The following is a 17063-nucleotide window of genomic DNA, read 5'->3' on the forward strand; positions in this document are numbered from 1 at the left end:
GAAGACGGTCAGCTGGAGTCGCTCAGCCGCTCCACGGCCGAGGCGATCCGCTCGTCTGTTCCGGTGAGGGCGACCCGGACATGCGCGGCGCCCGCCGGTCCGTAGAAGCTGCCGGGCGCGACCAGTATTCCGCGTTCGGCGAACCAGGAGACGGAACGCCACACGTCCTCGCCACGGGTGGCCCACAGATAGAGACCGGCCTCGGAATGCTCGATGGCGAAGCCCGCCGCCCGCAATGCGGGGGCCAGCAGGTCACGCCGCGCCGCATACCGCGCGCGTTGTTCGACCAGATGCTCGTCGTCGGCCATCGCCGCCGCCATCGCCGCCTGCACCGGCCGGGGAACCATCATCCCGGCGTGCTTGCGGGTGGCGAGCAACCGCTGCACCAGCGCGGGATCGCCGGTGACGAAGCCCGCTCGGTAACCCGCGAGGTTGGCCGATTTCGACAGCGAGTGCACGGCGAGCACGTCGGTGTGGTCGGAGACGACGTCCCGATCGAGCACCGATCGGGGTTCGGCCTCCCAGCCCAGGGCCAGGTAGCACTCGTCGGAGGCGACCACGGCGCCCACCTCGCGGGCGGCGCCCACCGCGGCCCGCAATGCGGCGACGTCCAGGACCCGACCCGTCGGGTTCGACGGCGAGTTCAGCCAGACCAGGGCCGTTCCGGGCGGCGGTGCCTGCCCGTCGGCCAGTCGGACCACCTCGGCGCCCGCCAGTCGCGCACCGGCCTCATAGGTCGGATAGGACAGCTCGGGAATCGCCACGATGTCGCCGGAGCCCAACCCCAACAGGGTGGGCAACCAGGCCACCAGCTCCTTGGAGCCGATCACCGGCAGCACGTCCGACGGGCTCAGGTCGGTGATGCCGTGTCGTCGAGCGAGACCCCCGACCACGGACTCCCGCAACGCTGCGGTGCCGTGGGTCGTGGGATAGCCCCCCTGGTCGGCCACCGAGGCCAACGCCTGTTGGATCGGAGTGGGCACCGGGTCCACCGGAGTTCCGATGGAGAGGTCGACCACCCCGCCTGCGTGGGTCTCGGCCAGCACCCGGTACTCGGTGAGCGAATCCCAGGGGAATTCCGGCAACCGGTCGCCCGGAGTGCGCCGGATGGTGGACCCGCTCATTCCGCCTGCGGAGGGAGCGCCGCGACCAGCGGAACGTCCGAGTTGATCTTGCCGATCTTGGCGGCGCCGCCCGGCGAACCGATCTCGTCGAAGAAGTCCGCGTTGGCCTTGGTGTACTCCTTCCACTGATCGGGGACGTCGTCCTCGTAGTAGATGGCCTCAACCGGACAGACGGGCTCACACGCCCCGCAGTCGACGCACTCGTCGGGATGGATGTACAACATCCGCTCGCCCTCGTAGATGCAATCGACCGGGCATTCCTCGATACACGCCTTGTCGAGCACATCGACGCACGGCTCGGCGATCGTGTAAGTCACGGCGGCTCTCCTGCTCGTTCCTCGGTGCACCCATGCGGCTCACAATGCACAGTACGTCCAGTATCCCCCGACTGTGCTCGTCACATCCAGGCCCCCTCCATCCGCGCTTTCGGGTGATCTATGGACGCGAAGGGCACCCTTTCGGCGGATTGCACCTCGAACAAGATCAGCAGTGCGTGCCTGAATCCCGTCAAGCAGACCGACCGGACGTCGACCGCATTGTGGGCTGGCACAACGGGTGCAGCCGGGAAAAACCCTAGTCGGACCCGGCGTGTCGTCAGCTCACGGCTTCGAGCACCGGCGCGGCGATCAGGTGGTCGCCGCTTGTCCTCGCGCGAGCACCGTGCCGACCGCCATCGCGGCGGGCAGCGAACCCACCGCCAACAACAGCAGCGAACGCCAGTCGTCGAGCAGCACCACGTCGCCGCCCGGCCGGATGAACGCGAACAACACCACCACCGTCAGCCAGGCCGCCAGCGGCGCGGCGACCACCGCGACCCGGGTCGACAACCGAGCCGCCTCGCGGACCAACCACAGGTTGGCGATACCGGCGACCAACGCGCTGACCGGCACCGGGACGGTACCCACGTACAGCGGCAGGAAGAACATGCCCAGCAGGGCGATCAGTACCGCGTCCAGTATCAGCACCACCAGGACCGCCCGGTCCGTCCACCGCAGCATCAGCGGGTCCGGACCGAGGGCTCGACGCTCTCCCCCGACGCCGCAGCACCGGTCTCGGGTTCGTCGGCCGACGCCGCCGCACGGGCGTTGCGGGCCAGGGCCGCCGCCAATCCGGGCGGCTGGGCGATGACCTCCGGCGGGATGGTCGCACCGAACAGGCCGTGCTCGATCGATGTTCCCCGAGGTTCGCCGTCGGCTCGGGTGAAGTACTCGGTGGGCAGCACCGGTTGGGCGACCCCGTTGGACAGGGCGAACACGGCGGTGCCCGCGTTGTCCTGCCAGACCTGCACCTGTGTGGCGTGGGCCCGCAGCGCGTTGAGCTTCGCGGGCAGCTGCTCGGCGACGTCGACCTGATGACTGATCGCCTCGGGGCCGACTCCGGCCAACTCGCCGGGCGCGGGCAGCTCGAAGGGCACGCCCGGTGCCTCGGACAGCCGGGCCACCGCAGCCTCGATCTCGGCCAACGGCGGCACGACGTGGAAGACATCCACACCGGGAATCGCCTTGGTGGCCGCCATCGTCACCTCGTGGGCGCGCACATGGTCGGGATGTCCGTAGCCGCCGTCGGCGGCATAGGTCACGACCACCTGCGGCCGGACCTCGCGCAGGATCTCGGTCAGCGCGCCGACCTGCTCGTCGACGTCTCCGATCGCGAAGGCCCTCGGATGCGGCGACAGCCTCGGCGCGGCGAGCCCCGGCGCCTCCCAGCGCATCCCGGAATCCCGCCAGCGGCCCACCCCGCCCAGGAAGCGGTGGTCGGTCACGCCCAGTGCCGCACAGGCCGACCGCAGCTCGCCGAGCCGGTAGCCGCCCAGCTGATCGGCCGCATCGGGCCCCAGCCCACGGAGGCCGGTGGGGATGATCTCGCCTTCCTCGCCCATAGTGCAGGTCACGACGGTGACGGCGACGCCGAGCGCCGCGTAGTGCGCGATCGTTCCGCCCGTCCAGATGCTCTCGTCGTCGGGGTGTGCGTGTACCAGAAGAAGCCTGGGTACAGCCGTCAGTCGGAAGCCGGGCGCGGTCGTCACCATCGCAGGGTAATCGTTGACACGGCCTGCTCGACGGGGTGGGAGGCACGGCGCCCACCGACCCCGCCGATCGGCCGAACGAGCTACTCCGGGCGACCGAGATCCACAGCACCCGAGGTGTGACGCAGACACAGAACGACCCCGACCAATGGATGGTCGAGGTCGTTCGTGCAAATCGGATTCAGCCCACGATCTCGGGCTTGACCTCGGCGAAGTGACAGGCCGACAACTGGCCGTTCGGGCCGTGCGGTTCGAGCTTCGGCTCCTCGGTGGCGCAGATGTCCTGTGCCTTCCAGCAGCGAGTTCGGAACCGGCAGCCCGACGGCGGGTTGACCGGGCTGGGCACATCCCCGGACAGCACGATGCGCTGCCGGGTCCGCTCCAGCTTGGGGTCCGGCACCGGCACCGCCGAGAGCAGTGCCTGGGTGTACGGGTGGGTGGCCCGGCGGTAGATGTCCTCCCTGGTGCCGATCTCCACGATCTTGCCCAGGTACATCACCGCGACCCGGTGCGAGATGTGTCGCACCACGGAGAGGTCGTGCGCGATGAACAGGTAGGCGAGCCCGAGCCGCTGCTGCAGCTCCTCCAGCAGGTTGACCACGCCCGCCTGCACGGAGACGTCCAGCGCCGACACCGGCTCGTCGAGCACCAACAGCTTCGGCTCCAAGGCCAGTGCCCTGGCGATGCCGATGCGCTGCCGCTGGCCGCCGGAGAACTCATGCGGATACCGGTTGCGGTGCTCCGCGTTCAGTCCGACCAGTTCGAGCAGGCTGTTGACCTTCTCCTGGATCTTCTTGTCACCGATGCTGCGGTGATGGATCTCCAGGGGCTCACGAACGATGTCGTTGACCTGCCACCTCGGGTTCAACGAGGCGTAGGGGTCCTGGAAGACGATCTGCATATCGCGACGCACCGCACGCAGCCGCTTGGTGTTGAGCTTGGTCAGCTCGCGGCCCTCGAAGCGCACCGACCCGGAGGTCGGCTTGTGCAACTGCAGGATCGCCCGCCCGGTGGTGGACTTGCCACAACCGGATTCGCCGACGAGCCCGAGGGTCTCACCCTGGTGCAGGTCCAGCGAGACACCCGACACCGCCTGCACCTCGCCGACGGTGCGGGGGATGATCCCGCCGCCTCGGACCGGGAAGCTCTTGACCAGGTCGGACACCGACAGCAGCGGCTCGCCCGACTTAGCGGGCTCGACGCCGCTACCCGTGGCCTCCTCGCCGGTCACCTTCGCGGTGGTCATCACCTGCTCCCCTCTTCCTGCGGTGCGTTGTCGTCCGACTCGACCGTGCCCGCGTCCGGTTCGAGTTCCACCAGCACGGCCGGGTTCTCGATCGAACCGATCTCCTCGTGCGCGAACAGTGCCTTCGAGTGCTCCGCTTCGGCCAGTGCCTGCCAGCGGATGCACCGGCTGGTGTGCGGCCCGGAACCGATCTGGAGCAACTCGGGCTCGGCCGAACTGCAATCGTCGATCGCCAACGGGCACCGAGGAGCGAAGGTGCAGCCGGTGGGCAGGTTCAACAGCGAAGGCGGCGTGCCCTTGATCGGGGTGAGCGGCTGGCCGAGCTGCTCGGGATGCGGGATGGAGCCGAGCAGGCCCACCGTGTACGGCATCCGAGGAGTCTCGAAGACCTCGTCGACCCCACCGGACTCGACGATGGTGCCGCCGTACATCACCTGGACTCGGTCCACCATACCCGCGACCACACCGAGGTCGTGGGTGATGAGCATGATGCCCGCGTTGACCTTGTCCTTGATGTTGATCAGCGTCTCGAGGACCTGGGCCTGGACCGTGACGTCCAGTGCCGTGGTCGGTTCGTCGGCGATGATCAGGTCCGGGTCGTTGATGACCGCCATCGCGATGACGACCCGCTGTCGCATACCGCCGGAGAACTCGTGCGGGTACTGCTTGGCCCGCCGGTCCGGCTGCGGGATGCCGACCAGTTCCAGCGCCTCGACGGCCTTGTCCCAGGCGGCCTTCTTGGGCACCTTGTGGTGTGCTCGGTAGGCCTCCGACAACTGCCAACCCACGGTGAACACCGGGTTCAGCGAGGTCATCGGGTCCTGAAAGATCATCGCGATGTCGTTGCCGCGGATCTTCTCCAGCCGCCGGGCCGAGACGCCGACGAGCTCCTCGTCCTGGTATTGGATCGAGCCGGTGATCCGCGCCGTCTTGGGCAGCAGACCCATCAACGCCATCGAGGAGACCGACTTACCCGAGCCGGACTCGCCGACGATGCCCAGGACCTCGCCCCGCTTCAGCGAGAAGGAGAGGTTGCGCACGGCGTGCACGACGCCGTCGTCGGTGGGGAAGCCGACCGACAGGTCGGTCACCTTCAGCAGGTCTTGGGAAACAGACTGGGTCATCAGGCACGCACCTTCGTCTGCCGTGGGTCGAACGCGTCCCGGATGCCGTCGCCGATGAAGTTGATCGTCAGCGAGATCAGCAGAATCGCCAGGAATGGCGCCCAGAACAACCAGGGCCGGGTGAGGAACTGGTTGTAGTTCGCGTTGATGACCAGGCCGAGCGAGGTGTCCGGAATCTGCACCCCGAGACCGATGAACGACAGCGCCGCCTCGGCCAGCACGGCGGTCGCGACCGCGAGCGTGGCGTTGACGGTGATGATGCCGGTCAGGTTCGGCAGGATGTGCTTGATGATGATGCGCGTATTACTCGCACCCATCGCCCTGGCCGCCTCGACGAATTCGCGTTGCGCCAGGGACAGCGTCTGCCCCCGGTTGATCCTGGCGACCGACATCCAGCTGAACAGGCCGAGCGCGATGGCGACCAGATACCAGCTGCCGCCGAAGATCGCCGCCGCGATACCGACCAACGCGATCTGCGGGATGATCAGCATCAGGTCGACGAACCGCATGACCAGGCTGTCGACGAAACCACCGAGCAGGCCCGCCGTCGCACCGAGCAGCACGCCGATGGCGGTGGCCATCAACGCGACCACCATGGCGATCAGCAGGGAGAACTGGGTCCCGCGCAGCAGCACGGCGAACATGTCGCGACCGATCTGGTCGGTACCCAGCGGGTGGTCCGGGCTCGGGTCCTCGAAGCGCCCACCACCGGTGTAGGTGTAGCTGTACTGCCAGAACATCGGCGCGATGATCGCGAACAGCACCAACAGGACCAGCACGATCAGGCTGATCACAGCCAGTTTGTGCTGCATGAAACGCCGCAGGATGATCTGCCACTGCTTGCGCGCTGCCGTGCCGAACTCGCCCGCCGGAGGGGTGGGGCTGCCGGGGGTGGCAGGTGTCGGAGTCGAAGTTGTCTCAGCCAATGCGGATCCTCGGGTCCAGGAAGCCGTAGACGATGTCGGCGACCAGGTTGAACAGCACGGTGATGATGGCGGTGACCATCAGCCAGCCCATCAGCATGGGGGCATCGTGCTGCTGGACGGCGTTCACCAGCAGGTTGCCCATCCCGGTCCAACCGAAGACCTGCTCGGTCATGATCGCACCGCCAAGGACGGCGCCGAAGTTCAGCGAGATCAGGGTGGTCACTGGGATCAGGGCGTTGCGGAACGCGTGCCGGAAGATGACCCGTCCGGGACGGAGGCCCTTCGCGCGAGCAGTACGCACGTAGTCCGAGCCGAGGGTCTCCAACATGGCACTGCGTTGGAACCGGCTGTATGCGGCGAAGCTGATCAGCATCAAGCTGATCGTCGGCAGCAGGTAGGTGCCGGTGTACTGGAAGAACTGTTCGCCGAAGTCACCGGAGAAACCACGGGCGGGCGGGATGGTGCGCAGCCAACGCTCACCGCCGAGGGAGACGAGCAAATCGTTGAACTGGATGCCGTACGTCTTGAGCAGGATGGCGACGCAGAACAGCGGCATCGAGAACATCATGAACGCGAGCGTCGTGGCGGCGTAGTCGAAGATCGAGTACTGCTTGACCGCGGTGAACACGCCGACGGCGATGCCCAGCGTGATGGCCAGCAGTTCGGCGCCGAGAACCAGGCGGAAGGTCACGCCGAAGGCCCGCATCACCTGGTCGTAGACATCGACCTGGGCTGAGCCGAGGGCGACGCTGGATCCCCAGTCGCCCTGAACGAAGTTGATGAGCCAGTCCCAGTAGCGGACCAGCAGGGGTCGGTCCAGACCGAGTTCTCTGGCAGCGGCCTCGATGACCTCCGGTGAGACGTTCGGGTTCATTCGCATCTCTGCGATGGGGTCCCCGGCGGCGGCCACCATCAGATAGGCCAGAAACGAGCCGATCAGCAGGATGGGGATCGAGATCAGGATTCGTCGAATCACATAACGGAACACGGTGTCTTCCTCGGGACTGGGCCGGGATCATCCGGGGTGCCTGCGGGCACCGGAGCGCCTGTCGACAGCGAGTGTGCCGGTGCTGTCAGCACGACCCCCGGCCGGGGCCCCGCCGGTGGGCGGGACCCCGGTACCGGGGACGTGAGGTCAGGAAGTGACCTCCCACTCCCAGACGTTCCATGCAACGCCGTCGGAGCCCTGGTAGGTCACCTTGTCGACACTCTCGTTGTAGGCCCAGCTGTTCGGGACCGAGAACAGCGGCAGCGAGAAGACCTCTTCGGCGTAGATCTCGTCCGCGGCGATGAGCGCCTCCCTACGAGCAGTCTCGTCGAGCTCGCCGTTCACGATCGCCAGCTGCTCGGAGGCCTCGGGGGACTCCCAGCCGGACCAGTTCTGCCCGCCACCGTCGGTGTAGAGCGAGACCTTGGAGGAGTGGAACGGGGTGCCGACCCACGCGAACAGCGCGACGTCGTAGTCACCCTGGCTGACCCGCTCGTCGAGGAACTGGTCGTCGTTGTCGTCGGTGACCTCGATGCCCGCGTCGGCACAGTGCGACTGGACGAGGGCGACGGTCTCGTTACGACGGGGGATCGAGGTGTGGCTGATGGAGAAGGAGAGGCGCTCGCCGTCCTTCTCGTAGACGCCGTCGTCACCCTGGGTCCAGCCGGCCTCTTCGAGGATGGACATCGCGGCCTCGGGGTCACCGAGGATGACGTCCTCGTAGCGGTCCGCGTAGCCCTCGGCGGTCGAGGTGAACAGCAGGCTGCCCAGCGGCTGCGCCTCGGGGTTCACGCCACGAACCAGCTTGTCGACCAGGTCCTCACGGTCGATGCAGGCCGCGAAGGCCTGGCGGACGGCCGGGTCCTGGAACAACGGGTTGTCCATGTTGAGGTCGAGGTGCTCGAAGGTGATGCCCTCGGCCGCCTCGTAGCGGATGCCCTGGTCGGCCAGTGCCCGCAGCTGCTCGGCCACGTTGTTGTCGGCCTGCGGCTGGATGACCTGGACCTGCTGGTCCTGCAGGGCGCTCTGCTGCGCGGACGCGTCGGCGATGGCCTGGAAGGTCACGCTCTCCGGGCCTGCCGGGTTACCGATCCACTCCGGGTTGCGGACCAGGGTGATCGACTCGTTCGGGTTGAACGTGTCGATCGTGTAGGGACCGGAGCCGGGAGCGAGCTCCTCGGTGAAGCCGTTCCAACCCTCGTTCCAGAACTCGGCGACGGCCTGCTTGTCCTCGAGCGGCGAGTCGTTGGTGATCGTGGTGATGTCCTCGACGCCCGACTCCTGCTCCAGGATGTGCGCGGGCAGCATCGAGACGGCCTCGAACTCGCCCTTCCAGTCGGCGTAGGACTCGTCGAAGGCGAGCTGACCGGTCAGGTCGTCGTCACAGGTGAAGGTCGCGTCCTCGGCACCGGAGGTGCTGGCGGGCACGAACAGCGGCTCATCGTTGTCATCGCGGATCTTGCCGGACCGCGAGAGCCAGCTGAGGTAGAAGTCGTCGCAGTCCCAGGCCTCGCCGTCGGACCAGCGCACGCCTTCCTTGATCTTGTACTCGACGATCTGCGGGTCTTCCTGGATGACCTCGGCAGACTCCATCACGTCGGTGTTCAACAGGATCTCGAGCTGGTCGTCGATCTTGAACGGGTGGGTGAGCACCGAGGACAGGACCAGCGTGTTGTTGAAGTTGTTGCCTGCAGCCGCGCTGTTGTTGTACGTGGTGAACGGCGCGTCGTGCGTGATGGTGACCGGCCCGCCCGGGGTGACCTCTGGCGCGTTGTAGGTACCGTCGCCGTTGTCGCCCTTCGCACCGGTCTGGCTGTCGCTGTTCAGCCCGGCCCCGTCGTTCCCGCCGCCGTCGCCACCGCCACCGCAAGCTCCCAGAACGAGAGCCGCGCTGACGGACAGCGCCAGCGCGGAGACCGTCTTCGTTCTCCTCATAGGTTCGTGCCCTCCTAGCACTGAATCGCCCACCGTCGCTCGACGGCCACACGACCCGAGAATTCAGCACGCACGATGTCATCACCCGCGCGCCGTTGGCGGGAACGGTAGGAACTCGACCCCATGCCTGCCACCCGTGTACGACCGATCGTGACCAAAAGGTAACTCCGTGATTACCCGTGGTAATCGGTCGCTGACCGAACGGTCACGTCCGTTTTTTGAACAATTTTGCCGTCAGGTTACTCGACGGTAGCCCATTGTTCGCCAAAAGTGGAGCTGGGATCCCGGACCGGAAATCAGCTCCCGTCCCGCTGCCAACTCGGTGCGTCGGCGAACGGGCCGAGATACGGACGCCAGGTATCGGCACCACTCATTCCCGAGCCGAAGACCACGGTGTCGGCGAGTTGGAACAACGGCAGTGAGATGGCCCGATCCCAGAGGATCGGTTCGAGTTCATCACGGACCTCGGCGAACGGAACCTTGCCGGTCAGGGCCTCGTTGAGCAGCTCGTCGACATCCTCGGCGCAGTAACCGGCGAGGTTGGCCGCCTGCTCCGCGTCGGTGTCGTCGGCGGCGACGGGACAGGCGAGGCGAGTAGCCGCGGCGGCGGCGGGATCGGCGGCGACGCCCATCGGAAGCACCGCGATGTCCACCGGCGCCGAACCGGAATCCCCGTTCTCCTCCGAGGCATCGTCCGTCTCGTCGTCCGGCGAGGAAACAGTCCCGTCATCGCCCTGCAACATCTCGTCGTAGAACTCGCCGGGATCGGACTCACGGAGCTCGATCTCGATGCCCGCCTCGCGAAGTTGCCGCGCGACATGCCCCGCGAGCGAGGTGTAGGGCTCCTGGTCCGCCGGACCCGCGACCACCAAGCGCAGCGGTTCGCCGTCCCGCAACCACTGTTCGTCCTCGCGTTCATACCCGGCCGCGGTCAACAGGCCGTACAGCTCCGCCGAGTTGCCGGCGCCGAGCCGTGAACCCGAGGGCTGGGTCGCGCTGTATCCCGGCTCGGAGGGCGCCAGCAGTTGGGACTCGGCAGGCAAATCGGAGGCCGGACCGCTGCGAGTACCGATCGCGATGAGCGCCTCGCGGTCCAGGGTCGCCCCGATCGCTCGACGCAACTCGACATCGGCGAGGGTCTGGCTACTCGGCCGCAGCAACACCTGGGCGATCTCCGGCCGGGGCAGCGTGCGCGTCACCAGCGGCTCGGTGGGCTCTGCCTCGTCGATCATGTTTAGCGCGACGGCGTCGGCGGTGAGCACGGCGATCTGGTTGTCGCCGGTGGCCAGGGAGTCGGTCAGACCCGGATGACTGTTCTGTCGTAGGACCAGTCGCAGGACGTCGCTGGGCTGCTCCCAGTACCGGTCGTTGCGCTCCAACACGATCTCGCCTCGGCCCCGGTCGAAGGCCACCATGGTGAACGGGCCACCGGACAACGGGTATCGCTGCGCCAGCGCGCGCTGCCAACCACCGGGAGCGTCCTTGATCAGGTGAGCGGGCAGCAGGTGCGAGAACAGGCTCCGCCAGCCCGGATACGGCTCGGTGAAGACGACCTCGACGGTCTTGCCGCCGTCCCCCGGCGTGATGTCCTCGATCAGTCGGTAACCCGCCGCATCCACCACCGCGGGCTCGGACCGCATCTGCTCCCAGAGGTAGACGAAGTCCTCGGCGGCGATCGGCGCCCCGTCCGACCAGGAGGCGTCGGCCCGGATGTCGTATCTCACCGTGAACGGCGCCGTGCCGACCACCTCGGCGCGGGTCATCAAGGTCGTGTCCAACCGAGGCGTGCCGTCCGGACCCGGTCGGAACACCGAGGGCAGCATCAGGCTCGCCAACGCCGTGGTGGGAACGGACAGGTCCGCCAGGCGGTGCGGGTTGAAACCACCCGCGAGCGAGTCGATGCCGACGACGATCTCGCTGGGGATCTCCTCCTCGATGATGTCCGGGGCATCGGAGGGCGCGACCAACGGCGGTGGTGGCGTCGTGCATCCTGCCAGGACGGCGATCACGAGCGCCGACACCAGCAGGGCACGCCGTCTCGCTCTGCGCACCCAAACGCCTCGGCTCGATACCGACACGCGAGCCCTCAGCGGGCTTGCGGAACGAGCCACCGCGCGAACCTCCTCGTCAGCTGCCTGCCCCCCGACCGACATGGCGAGGGTGTTCCTGAGGGGAACCCCGGCAGAACTCGGTGTCGAGGGTGGCAGAACCGATGCCACGCCCGCTCTCGAAGTGCCCAAAGTGACCAGAGGCACACCTCGGCACCCTGGGGAAGACGCCCCAGGGTGCCGACGGGTTGCTTGGATCAGGCGTCGCGCGCCTTGCTGCGGGCCCGCTCGCGGCCGCGCTGCGTGGAGTCCAGGATCAGCTTGCGAACCCGAATCACCTCGGGGGCGACCTCGACGCACTCGTCGGAGGAGCAGAACTCCAGCGCCTCCTCCAGGCCCAACTTGCGGGGCCTGGCCAACCGCTCCAGCTCGTCGCCGGTCGCGGAGCGCATGTTGGTGAGCTTCTTCTCCCGCGTGACGTTGATGTCGAGGTCCTCGGCGCGAGGGTTCTCGCCCACGACCATGCCCTCGTAGACATCGGCGCCCGGCTCCACAAAGAAGGAACCCCGGTCGGCGAGCTGGATCATGGCGTAGGCCGTCACCGCTCCGGTGCGGTCCGACACCAAGGACCCGCTGTGCCGGGTCCGCAGCTCGCCCACCCACCGCTCGTAGCCGTGGAAGACGTGGTTGGCGATACCGGTGCCCCGGGTCTCGGTGAGGAACTCGGTACGGAAGCCGATGAGTCCCCTGGCCGGAATCAGGTAGTCGAGCCGCATCCGGCCGCTGCCGTGGCCGCCCATCTGCTCCATCTGCCCCTTGCGGTTGGCGAGCAGCTGGGTGAGGGCGCCGAGGAACTCCTCGGGGATGTCGATGGTCAGGCGCTCGAACGGCTCGTGCAGCTTGCCGTCGATCGTCTTGGTGACGACCTGCGGCTTGCCCACGGTCAGCTCGAAGCCCTCGCGGCGCATCTGTTCGACGAGGATGGCCAGGGCCAGCTCGCCTCGGCCCTGCACCTCCCAGGTGTCGGGACGCTCGGTGGGCAGTACCCGGACGCTGACGTTACCGATCAGCTCCGAGTCCAACCGGCCCTTGAGCAGCCGGGCGGTGATCTTGGTGCCGCCGTTGCGCCCCGCCAGCGGCGAGGTGTTCACGCCGATGGTCATCGAGATGGCGGGCTCGTCGACCGTGATCCTCGGCAACGGCTCCGGGTTCTCGATGTCGGCGAGGGTGTCGCCGATGGTGATGTCGGGGATACCGGCGATCGCCACCAGGTCGCCCGCGACGGCCTCTTCGGCGGGCACCCGGTCCAGCGCCTGCGACATCAGCAGCTCGGTGACCCTGACCCGCGATACCGATTCGTCCTCGCGGCACCACGCGACGGTCTGGCCCTTGCGGATCCGGCCTGCGTGCACCCGGCAGAGCGCGATTCGACCGAGGAAGTTGGAGGCGTCCAGGTTGGTGACCAGCGCGCGCAGCGGCGCGTCCGCGTCGCCGGTCGGGGCCGGGACGTGCTTGAGGAGAACGTCGAACAGCGGGTCGAGGTTCTCGCTGTCGGGCAGTCCGCCGTCCTCCGGGGCGGTCAGGCTGGCCCGACCGGCGCGCGCGGAGGCGTAGACGACCGGCAGGTCCAGCAGGGCGTCGACGTCGAGGTCGTCCTGGTCGAGGTCGCCTGCGAGGTCGAGCAGCAGGTCGTGGGTCTCCTCGACGACCTCGGCGATCCGGGCGTCGGGACGGTCGACCTTGTTGACGACCAGCACCACGGGCAGTCCGGCGGCCAGGGTCTTACGCAGCACGAAACGGGTCTGCGGCAGCGGTCCCTCGCTGGCGTCGACGAGCAGGACCACGCCGTCGACCATGGACAGGCCGCGCTCGACCTCGCCGCCGAAGTCGGCGTGACCCGGGGTGTCGATCACGTTGATGGTGACCGGGCCCTCGGCCGTCTGGCGGAGGATGGCCGTGTTCTTCGCGAGGATCGTGATGCCCTTCTCGCGTTCGAGCTCACCGGAGTCCATGACTCGGTCGACGAGCTCGGCACGATCGGAGAAGGCGCCGGATTGACGCAGCATGGCGTCGACCAGCGTGGTCTTGCCGTGGTCGACGTGTGCCACGATGGCGATGTTGCGAAGATCGGTCCTGGTCAGCTCGGCAGTGGCGACGCTGGAGGCGGGCACGCGAAAGCTCCTGATGAATTGCGGTAGGTGGAGAAGGTCTGTGACTCGCTATCTGGTTCGAAGCCGCCTGCAAAAGGCACTCGCGACCCAGTACAGCGTACAGCGCGGGAGTGGCGGTCCAGGTGCCTGCTTGGTCACGCCGCGATGAGAGGCGCCGGTCACCGCCTCGCGACGCGCTCGACCGCGTCGGCGACCGGCGATTCACATCACGCCTGAATAGTCGATCATTGCGTGCGTGGGAAATGGCCGCGGCAAGGGACGAAGCCCCAGGTTTACCGCCGCTGATTCGCGCTGTTCTCGGCACTGGCCGTGAGGAACCACCGCAGGTCGGGAAGCAGATCCAGATCTGCGGGCAGCCAATCGACCTCGTCCAGCTGTTCTGCCGACAACCACCGCAGTTCGCGATGTTCCCTGGCCTGTGGCTCGTCCGAGGCGGGGTCGAGCATCGCGAGGTAGATCCGCAGCACCCGTCCGTCGGGCAACGGCAGGTCGGGTCCGATCCTGGGGCCGACTCTGACCTGGGCACCGAGTTCCTCGACACACTCTCTGACCAGGGCGTTCTGCTCGGTCTCCGCCGTCTCCACCGCCCCACCGGGCAGCTCCCACCGGCCCGCCAGGGTCTCGGGGCGGGCTCGTTGCGCGGCCAGCACCGTCTCGGCGCGCACCAGTGCGGCCCCGACCACTGCGGGCGCGGCGCGAAGCCGCTGCACTGCGGCGCGGATGGACGCCTCTCTGGCGGCGAACATCCGCAGCACGATCCGCCGGATGAAGAGCGCACCGAGGATCTCGTCGAGCAGGCCACCGAACCAGTACCAGCGCAGTGACTCGGTCAGCAGGGTGCCTGCCCTGGTCTCGGTCACGGTGATCCGATGGTCCAGCCGCCATGGCGAGCCCGCCACCGCCGTTGCCCGGAGTTCGCCGGAATCCACCGAGGTCAGCCGGGTCCGTACCGGTATCCGGGTCCGCCCGAACGGGATGCCGTAGACCACCCGGTCCCCCACGCCCAGCAGTTGCCCCGTGCCCATCGTCTCGATCCGCGCCGCCGAATCCGGCGTGGCCTCGGTGGCCGCCGGGGCGTCTGAGCTGTCGAGACGAAGGCGCAATGCGGCGACGACGGTGGAGGGTTCGGCCTCGATCAGGGCGGAGGTTCGCAGCAACGGCACCCTCCGATCATTACCGTCCGCGTCCCCCGGCACCGCGACGGGGTGGCCGGTGTGGGCCGAGGGCGCCGGATCTGGGAGACGGAGATCCCACCAACGCGCGGCGTCGATGCTCACGGCGCGGGCCAGGTCACCTGGAACCGGGCACCACCGTCCGGGGAGGTGTGCACCGAGGCGGTCCCGCCCCGCCTGCTCACCACCTCGGCGACCAGCGCCAGGCCCAGTCCGCTGCCGCCGGTCTCCCGGGCCCGGTCCTGCTCCAAGCGGAAGAACCGGTCGAACACCCGTTCCCGGTCGGCCGGTTCGATCCCGGTGCCGTCGTCGTCGACCAGCAGCTTTCCGAATCGACCGGTGGGCAGGACCGAGACCCGCACCAGCACTCGGGCATGTCGCACCGCGTTGGCGACCAGGTTCTCCAAGACCCGGTCCACCTCGACGGGATCGGCGAGAATCTGCACGGCGACGGGCGCGTACAGCACCACCTTGACCTCGCCGCCGCGATGACGGCTGGTGACCTGCCGGGCGATCTGGGTCAGCTCGACGAGGCCCGATTCGCGGAACTCGCCAGCGTCGGAGCGGGCCAACGCCAGCAGGTCCTCCACCAGCATGGTGAGCCGTTCGGTCTCGTCGACGACCTCGTGCAGCACCTCCAGCGAGTGTTCCGGGTCGGGATACTGCACGGCGACCTCGGCCTGCGCCCGGATCGAGGTCACCGGCGAACGGAGTTCGTGCGCGGCGTCCCCGGTGAACCTGCGAAGTCGGCCGACCGCCTCGTCCCGGTGTCGGAGCAGGTCGTTGATGGCGTCGGCGAGTTCGCTCAGCTCGTCACTGGTGTTCGGCACGGGAAGTCGCGCGCCGGTCGGCAGGCCGACCGAGGCATTGCGCATCCGACGCACCGACCGCAACGAGCCCCGTACGGAGAAGACGGTGACCACCGCGACCACCGCCACGGCCAACACGGCGCTCACCGAGACCAGGATCAACCCGGTGTTCAGCATCGAGGCGAACCCGACGAGCTCGGTGCCCGCCAGGACGAGTCGCGGCGTGCCGTCGGGGGTCGGGACCACGTTGCCCGTCCAACGACGGGTGCCCTCACCGGTGGTCTTCAAGACCAGTTCCCCGGTGCGCAGTCGCTCCACGTCGGCTTCGTTGAGATCGGGCGGGTTGATGCCGTCGACCGGGTTGCCTGCGGTGTCCAACACCCGGACGAACACGGTCTCGGCGCCGAACTGTTCCGGGGGAAGACCCTCGCCCACTCGGCTCGATGCGGCCAGAACGGTCCGCTGCAGGTCTGGGTCGACCGCGCGCACCACCACCTGGCCGATCACCGCACTGCTGCCCACCACGATCAGGACCAGGAACAACGCCGTCACCGAGGTGTTGATCATCGCGATCCGGGCGGCCATCGAACGGCGGCGCCACCAGCGACGCAGGGGCGATCTGGTCATGGCTTGGGGCGGAAGAGCCGACGAGGGGCGATGGACTTCGCCCGGGGACGCTGGGCGCGCTGCGACGTCGGCCCAGGCTCGGGGGTCGAGGAGGTCTCGGACACCGCGTCGGGTTCGGGCTCGGCGGCGAGGTAGCCGTGTCCGCGGACCGTCCGCACCACCTGATGGGCGCCCGCCGCCTGCAGTTTGCGGCGCAGATAGCCGACGTAGACCTCGACGACGTTGCGGGACGCGGCCTCCTCGTCGCCCCAGACCTCGCGGAGCAGCTCCTCCTTGGTGACCACGGAACCGGCCCGGCGGAGCAGCGCGGCGAGCACCGCGTACTCGCGAGGGCTCAGCGAGACCTCGTTGCCGTGCCAGGTCACCCGGCGCGCGCCGAGGTCGACGGCGAGGTGGCTGACGGTGAGCACGGTGCGATCCTCCCGATCGCCCGCGCGGCGCAGCACAGCGCGCAGCTGCGCGAGCAACACCAGGAAGGAGAACGGCTTCACGACGTAGCCGTCGGCACCCAGGTCGAGCCCGTCCGCCTGGTCGACCTCGCCGTCCTTGGCCGAGACCAGCAGGACCGGGGTCTCGTTTCCGTCCGCTCTGATCTGCTGCAACACCCGATAGCCGGACAGACCGGGCAGCATGATGTCGAGCAGGACGGCGTCGAAGGAGCCGGTCGAGGCCAGTCGGAGGGCCTGCGGCCCGGTGCCTGCGGTGACGACGATCATCCCCTCGGCGGTGAGCCCCCGTTCCAGGGCTCGGCGGACTCCGGGTTCGTCGTCGGCGACAAGCACTCGTGGTTGCACGCCCCCAGGATGCACGCTCGGACTCCGAGGGACGTGGATCTCTCAGCGCTTCCTCAGCGTGCTCCGCTCCATC

13 protein-coding genes and 1 pseudogene are annotated in these 17063 nt (G+C 68.1%); all 14 read right to left on the reverse strand.

Annotation, left to right across the window (positions count from 1 at the left end; all coding sequences use genetic code 11):
- Positions 1-8: 8 nt before the first annotated feature.
- Entirely contained in the window at positions 9-1124 is a 1116-nt protein-coding gene (dapC, locus tag BKA25_RS22735; protein ID WP_069846794.1) for a succinyldiaminopimelate transaminase, read from the reverse strand.
- Positions 1121-1441: a ferredoxin gene (gene fdxA, locus BKA25_RS22740; protein WP_069846792.1), complete on the reverse strand. Its 321-nt coding sequence runs from the start codon at positions 1439-1441 to the stop codon at positions 1121-1123. The genes dapC and fdxA overlap by 4 nt, the downstream gene beginning before the upstream one ends.
- Before the next feature lie 309 nt (positions 1442-1750).
- Complete coding sequence (locus BKA25_RS22745; RefSeq protein WP_069846791.1) at positions 1751-2122, reverse strand: hypothetical protein; 372 nt, start codon at positions 2120-2122, stop codon at positions 1751-1753.
- 149 nt (positions 2123-2271) lie between these two features.
- Positions 2272-3153, reverse strand: a pseudogene (mshB, locus tag BKA25_RS22750) (N-acetyl-1-D-myo-inositol-2-amino-2-deoxy-alpha-D-glucopyranoside deacetylase); the annotation flags it as partial.
- Positions 3154-3331: 178 nt separating this feature from the next.
- Positions 3332-4396, reverse strand: coding sequence for an ABC transporter ATP-binding protein (locus BKA25_RS22755; protein ID WP_069846786.1), 1065 nt, complete (start codon positions 4394-4396; stop codon positions 3332-3334).
- Positions 4396-5520 carry an ABC transporter ATP-binding protein gene (locus BKA25_RS22760; protein WP_069846784.1) on the reverse strand — a complete coding sequence of 375 codons (1125 nt, stop codon included), beginning with the start codon at positions 5518-5520 and terminating at the stop codon, positions 4396-4398. Before BKA25_RS22760 ends, BKA25_RS22755 begins: the two co-directional genes overlap by 1 nt.
- Positions 5520-6446, reverse strand: coding sequence for an ABC transporter permease (locus BKA25_RS22765; protein ID WP_069846783.1), 927 nt, complete (start codon positions 6444-6446; stop codon positions 5520-5522). The genes BKA25_RS22760 and BKA25_RS22765 overlap by 1 nt, the downstream gene beginning before the upstream one ends.
- Complete coding sequence (locus BKA25_RS22770; RefSeq protein WP_069846781.1) at positions 6439-7434, reverse strand: ABC transporter permease; 996 nt, start codon at positions 7432-7434, stop codon at positions 6439-6441. Before BKA25_RS22770 ends, BKA25_RS22765 begins: the two co-directional genes overlap by 8 nt.
- A gap of 147 nt (positions 7435-7581) precedes the next feature.
- Complete coding sequence (locus BKA25_RS22775) at positions 7582-9369, reverse strand: ABC transporter family substrate-binding protein (RefSeq protein ID WP_069846780.1); 1788 nt, start codon at positions 9367-9369, stop codon at positions 7582-7584.
- 296 nt (positions 9370-9665) lie between these two features.
- Positions 9666-11420 (reverse strand): ABC transporter family substrate-binding protein, encoded by a 1755-nt coding sequence (locus BKA25_RS22780; RefSeq protein ID WP_069846778.1) that lies wholly within the window; start codon positions 11418-11420, stop codon positions 9666-9668.
- 254 nt (positions 11421-11674) lie between these two features.
- A complete protein-coding gene (gene typA, locus BKA25_RS22785; RefSeq protein ID WP_069846776.1) occupies positions 11675-13588 on the reverse strand; it encodes a translational GTPase TypA in 1914 nt (637 codons plus the stop codon).
- Between the two features lie 272 nt (positions 13589-13860).
- A complete protein-coding gene (locus BKA25_RS28085) occupies positions 13861-14751 on the reverse strand; it encodes an NUDIX domain-containing protein (protein WP_236750479.1) in 891 nt (296 codons plus the stop codon).
- A gap of 110 nt (positions 14752-14861) precedes the next feature.
- Positions 14862-16196 carry a sensor histidine kinase gene (locus BKA25_RS22795; RefSeq protein WP_069846775.1) on the reverse strand — a complete coding sequence of 445 codons (1335 nt, stop codon included), beginning with the start codon at positions 16194-16196 and terminating at the stop codon, positions 14862-14864.
- Positions 16193-16990 (reverse strand): response regulator transcription factor, encoded by a 798-nt coding sequence (locus tag BKA25_RS22800; RefSeq protein ID WP_157420943.1) that lies wholly within the window; start codon positions 16988-16990, stop codon positions 16193-16195. The genes BKA25_RS22795 and BKA25_RS22800 overlap by 4 nt, the downstream gene beginning before the upstream one ends.
- Positions 16991-17063: the final 73 nt, after the last annotated feature.

The organism is Actinoalloteichus hymeniacidonis, from assembly GCF_014203365.1.
In the GTDB taxonomy this organism is placed as follows: domain Bacteria; phylum Actinomycetota; class Actinomycetes; order Mycobacteriales; family Pseudonocardiaceae; genus Actinoalloteichus_A; species Actinoalloteichus_A hymeniacidonis.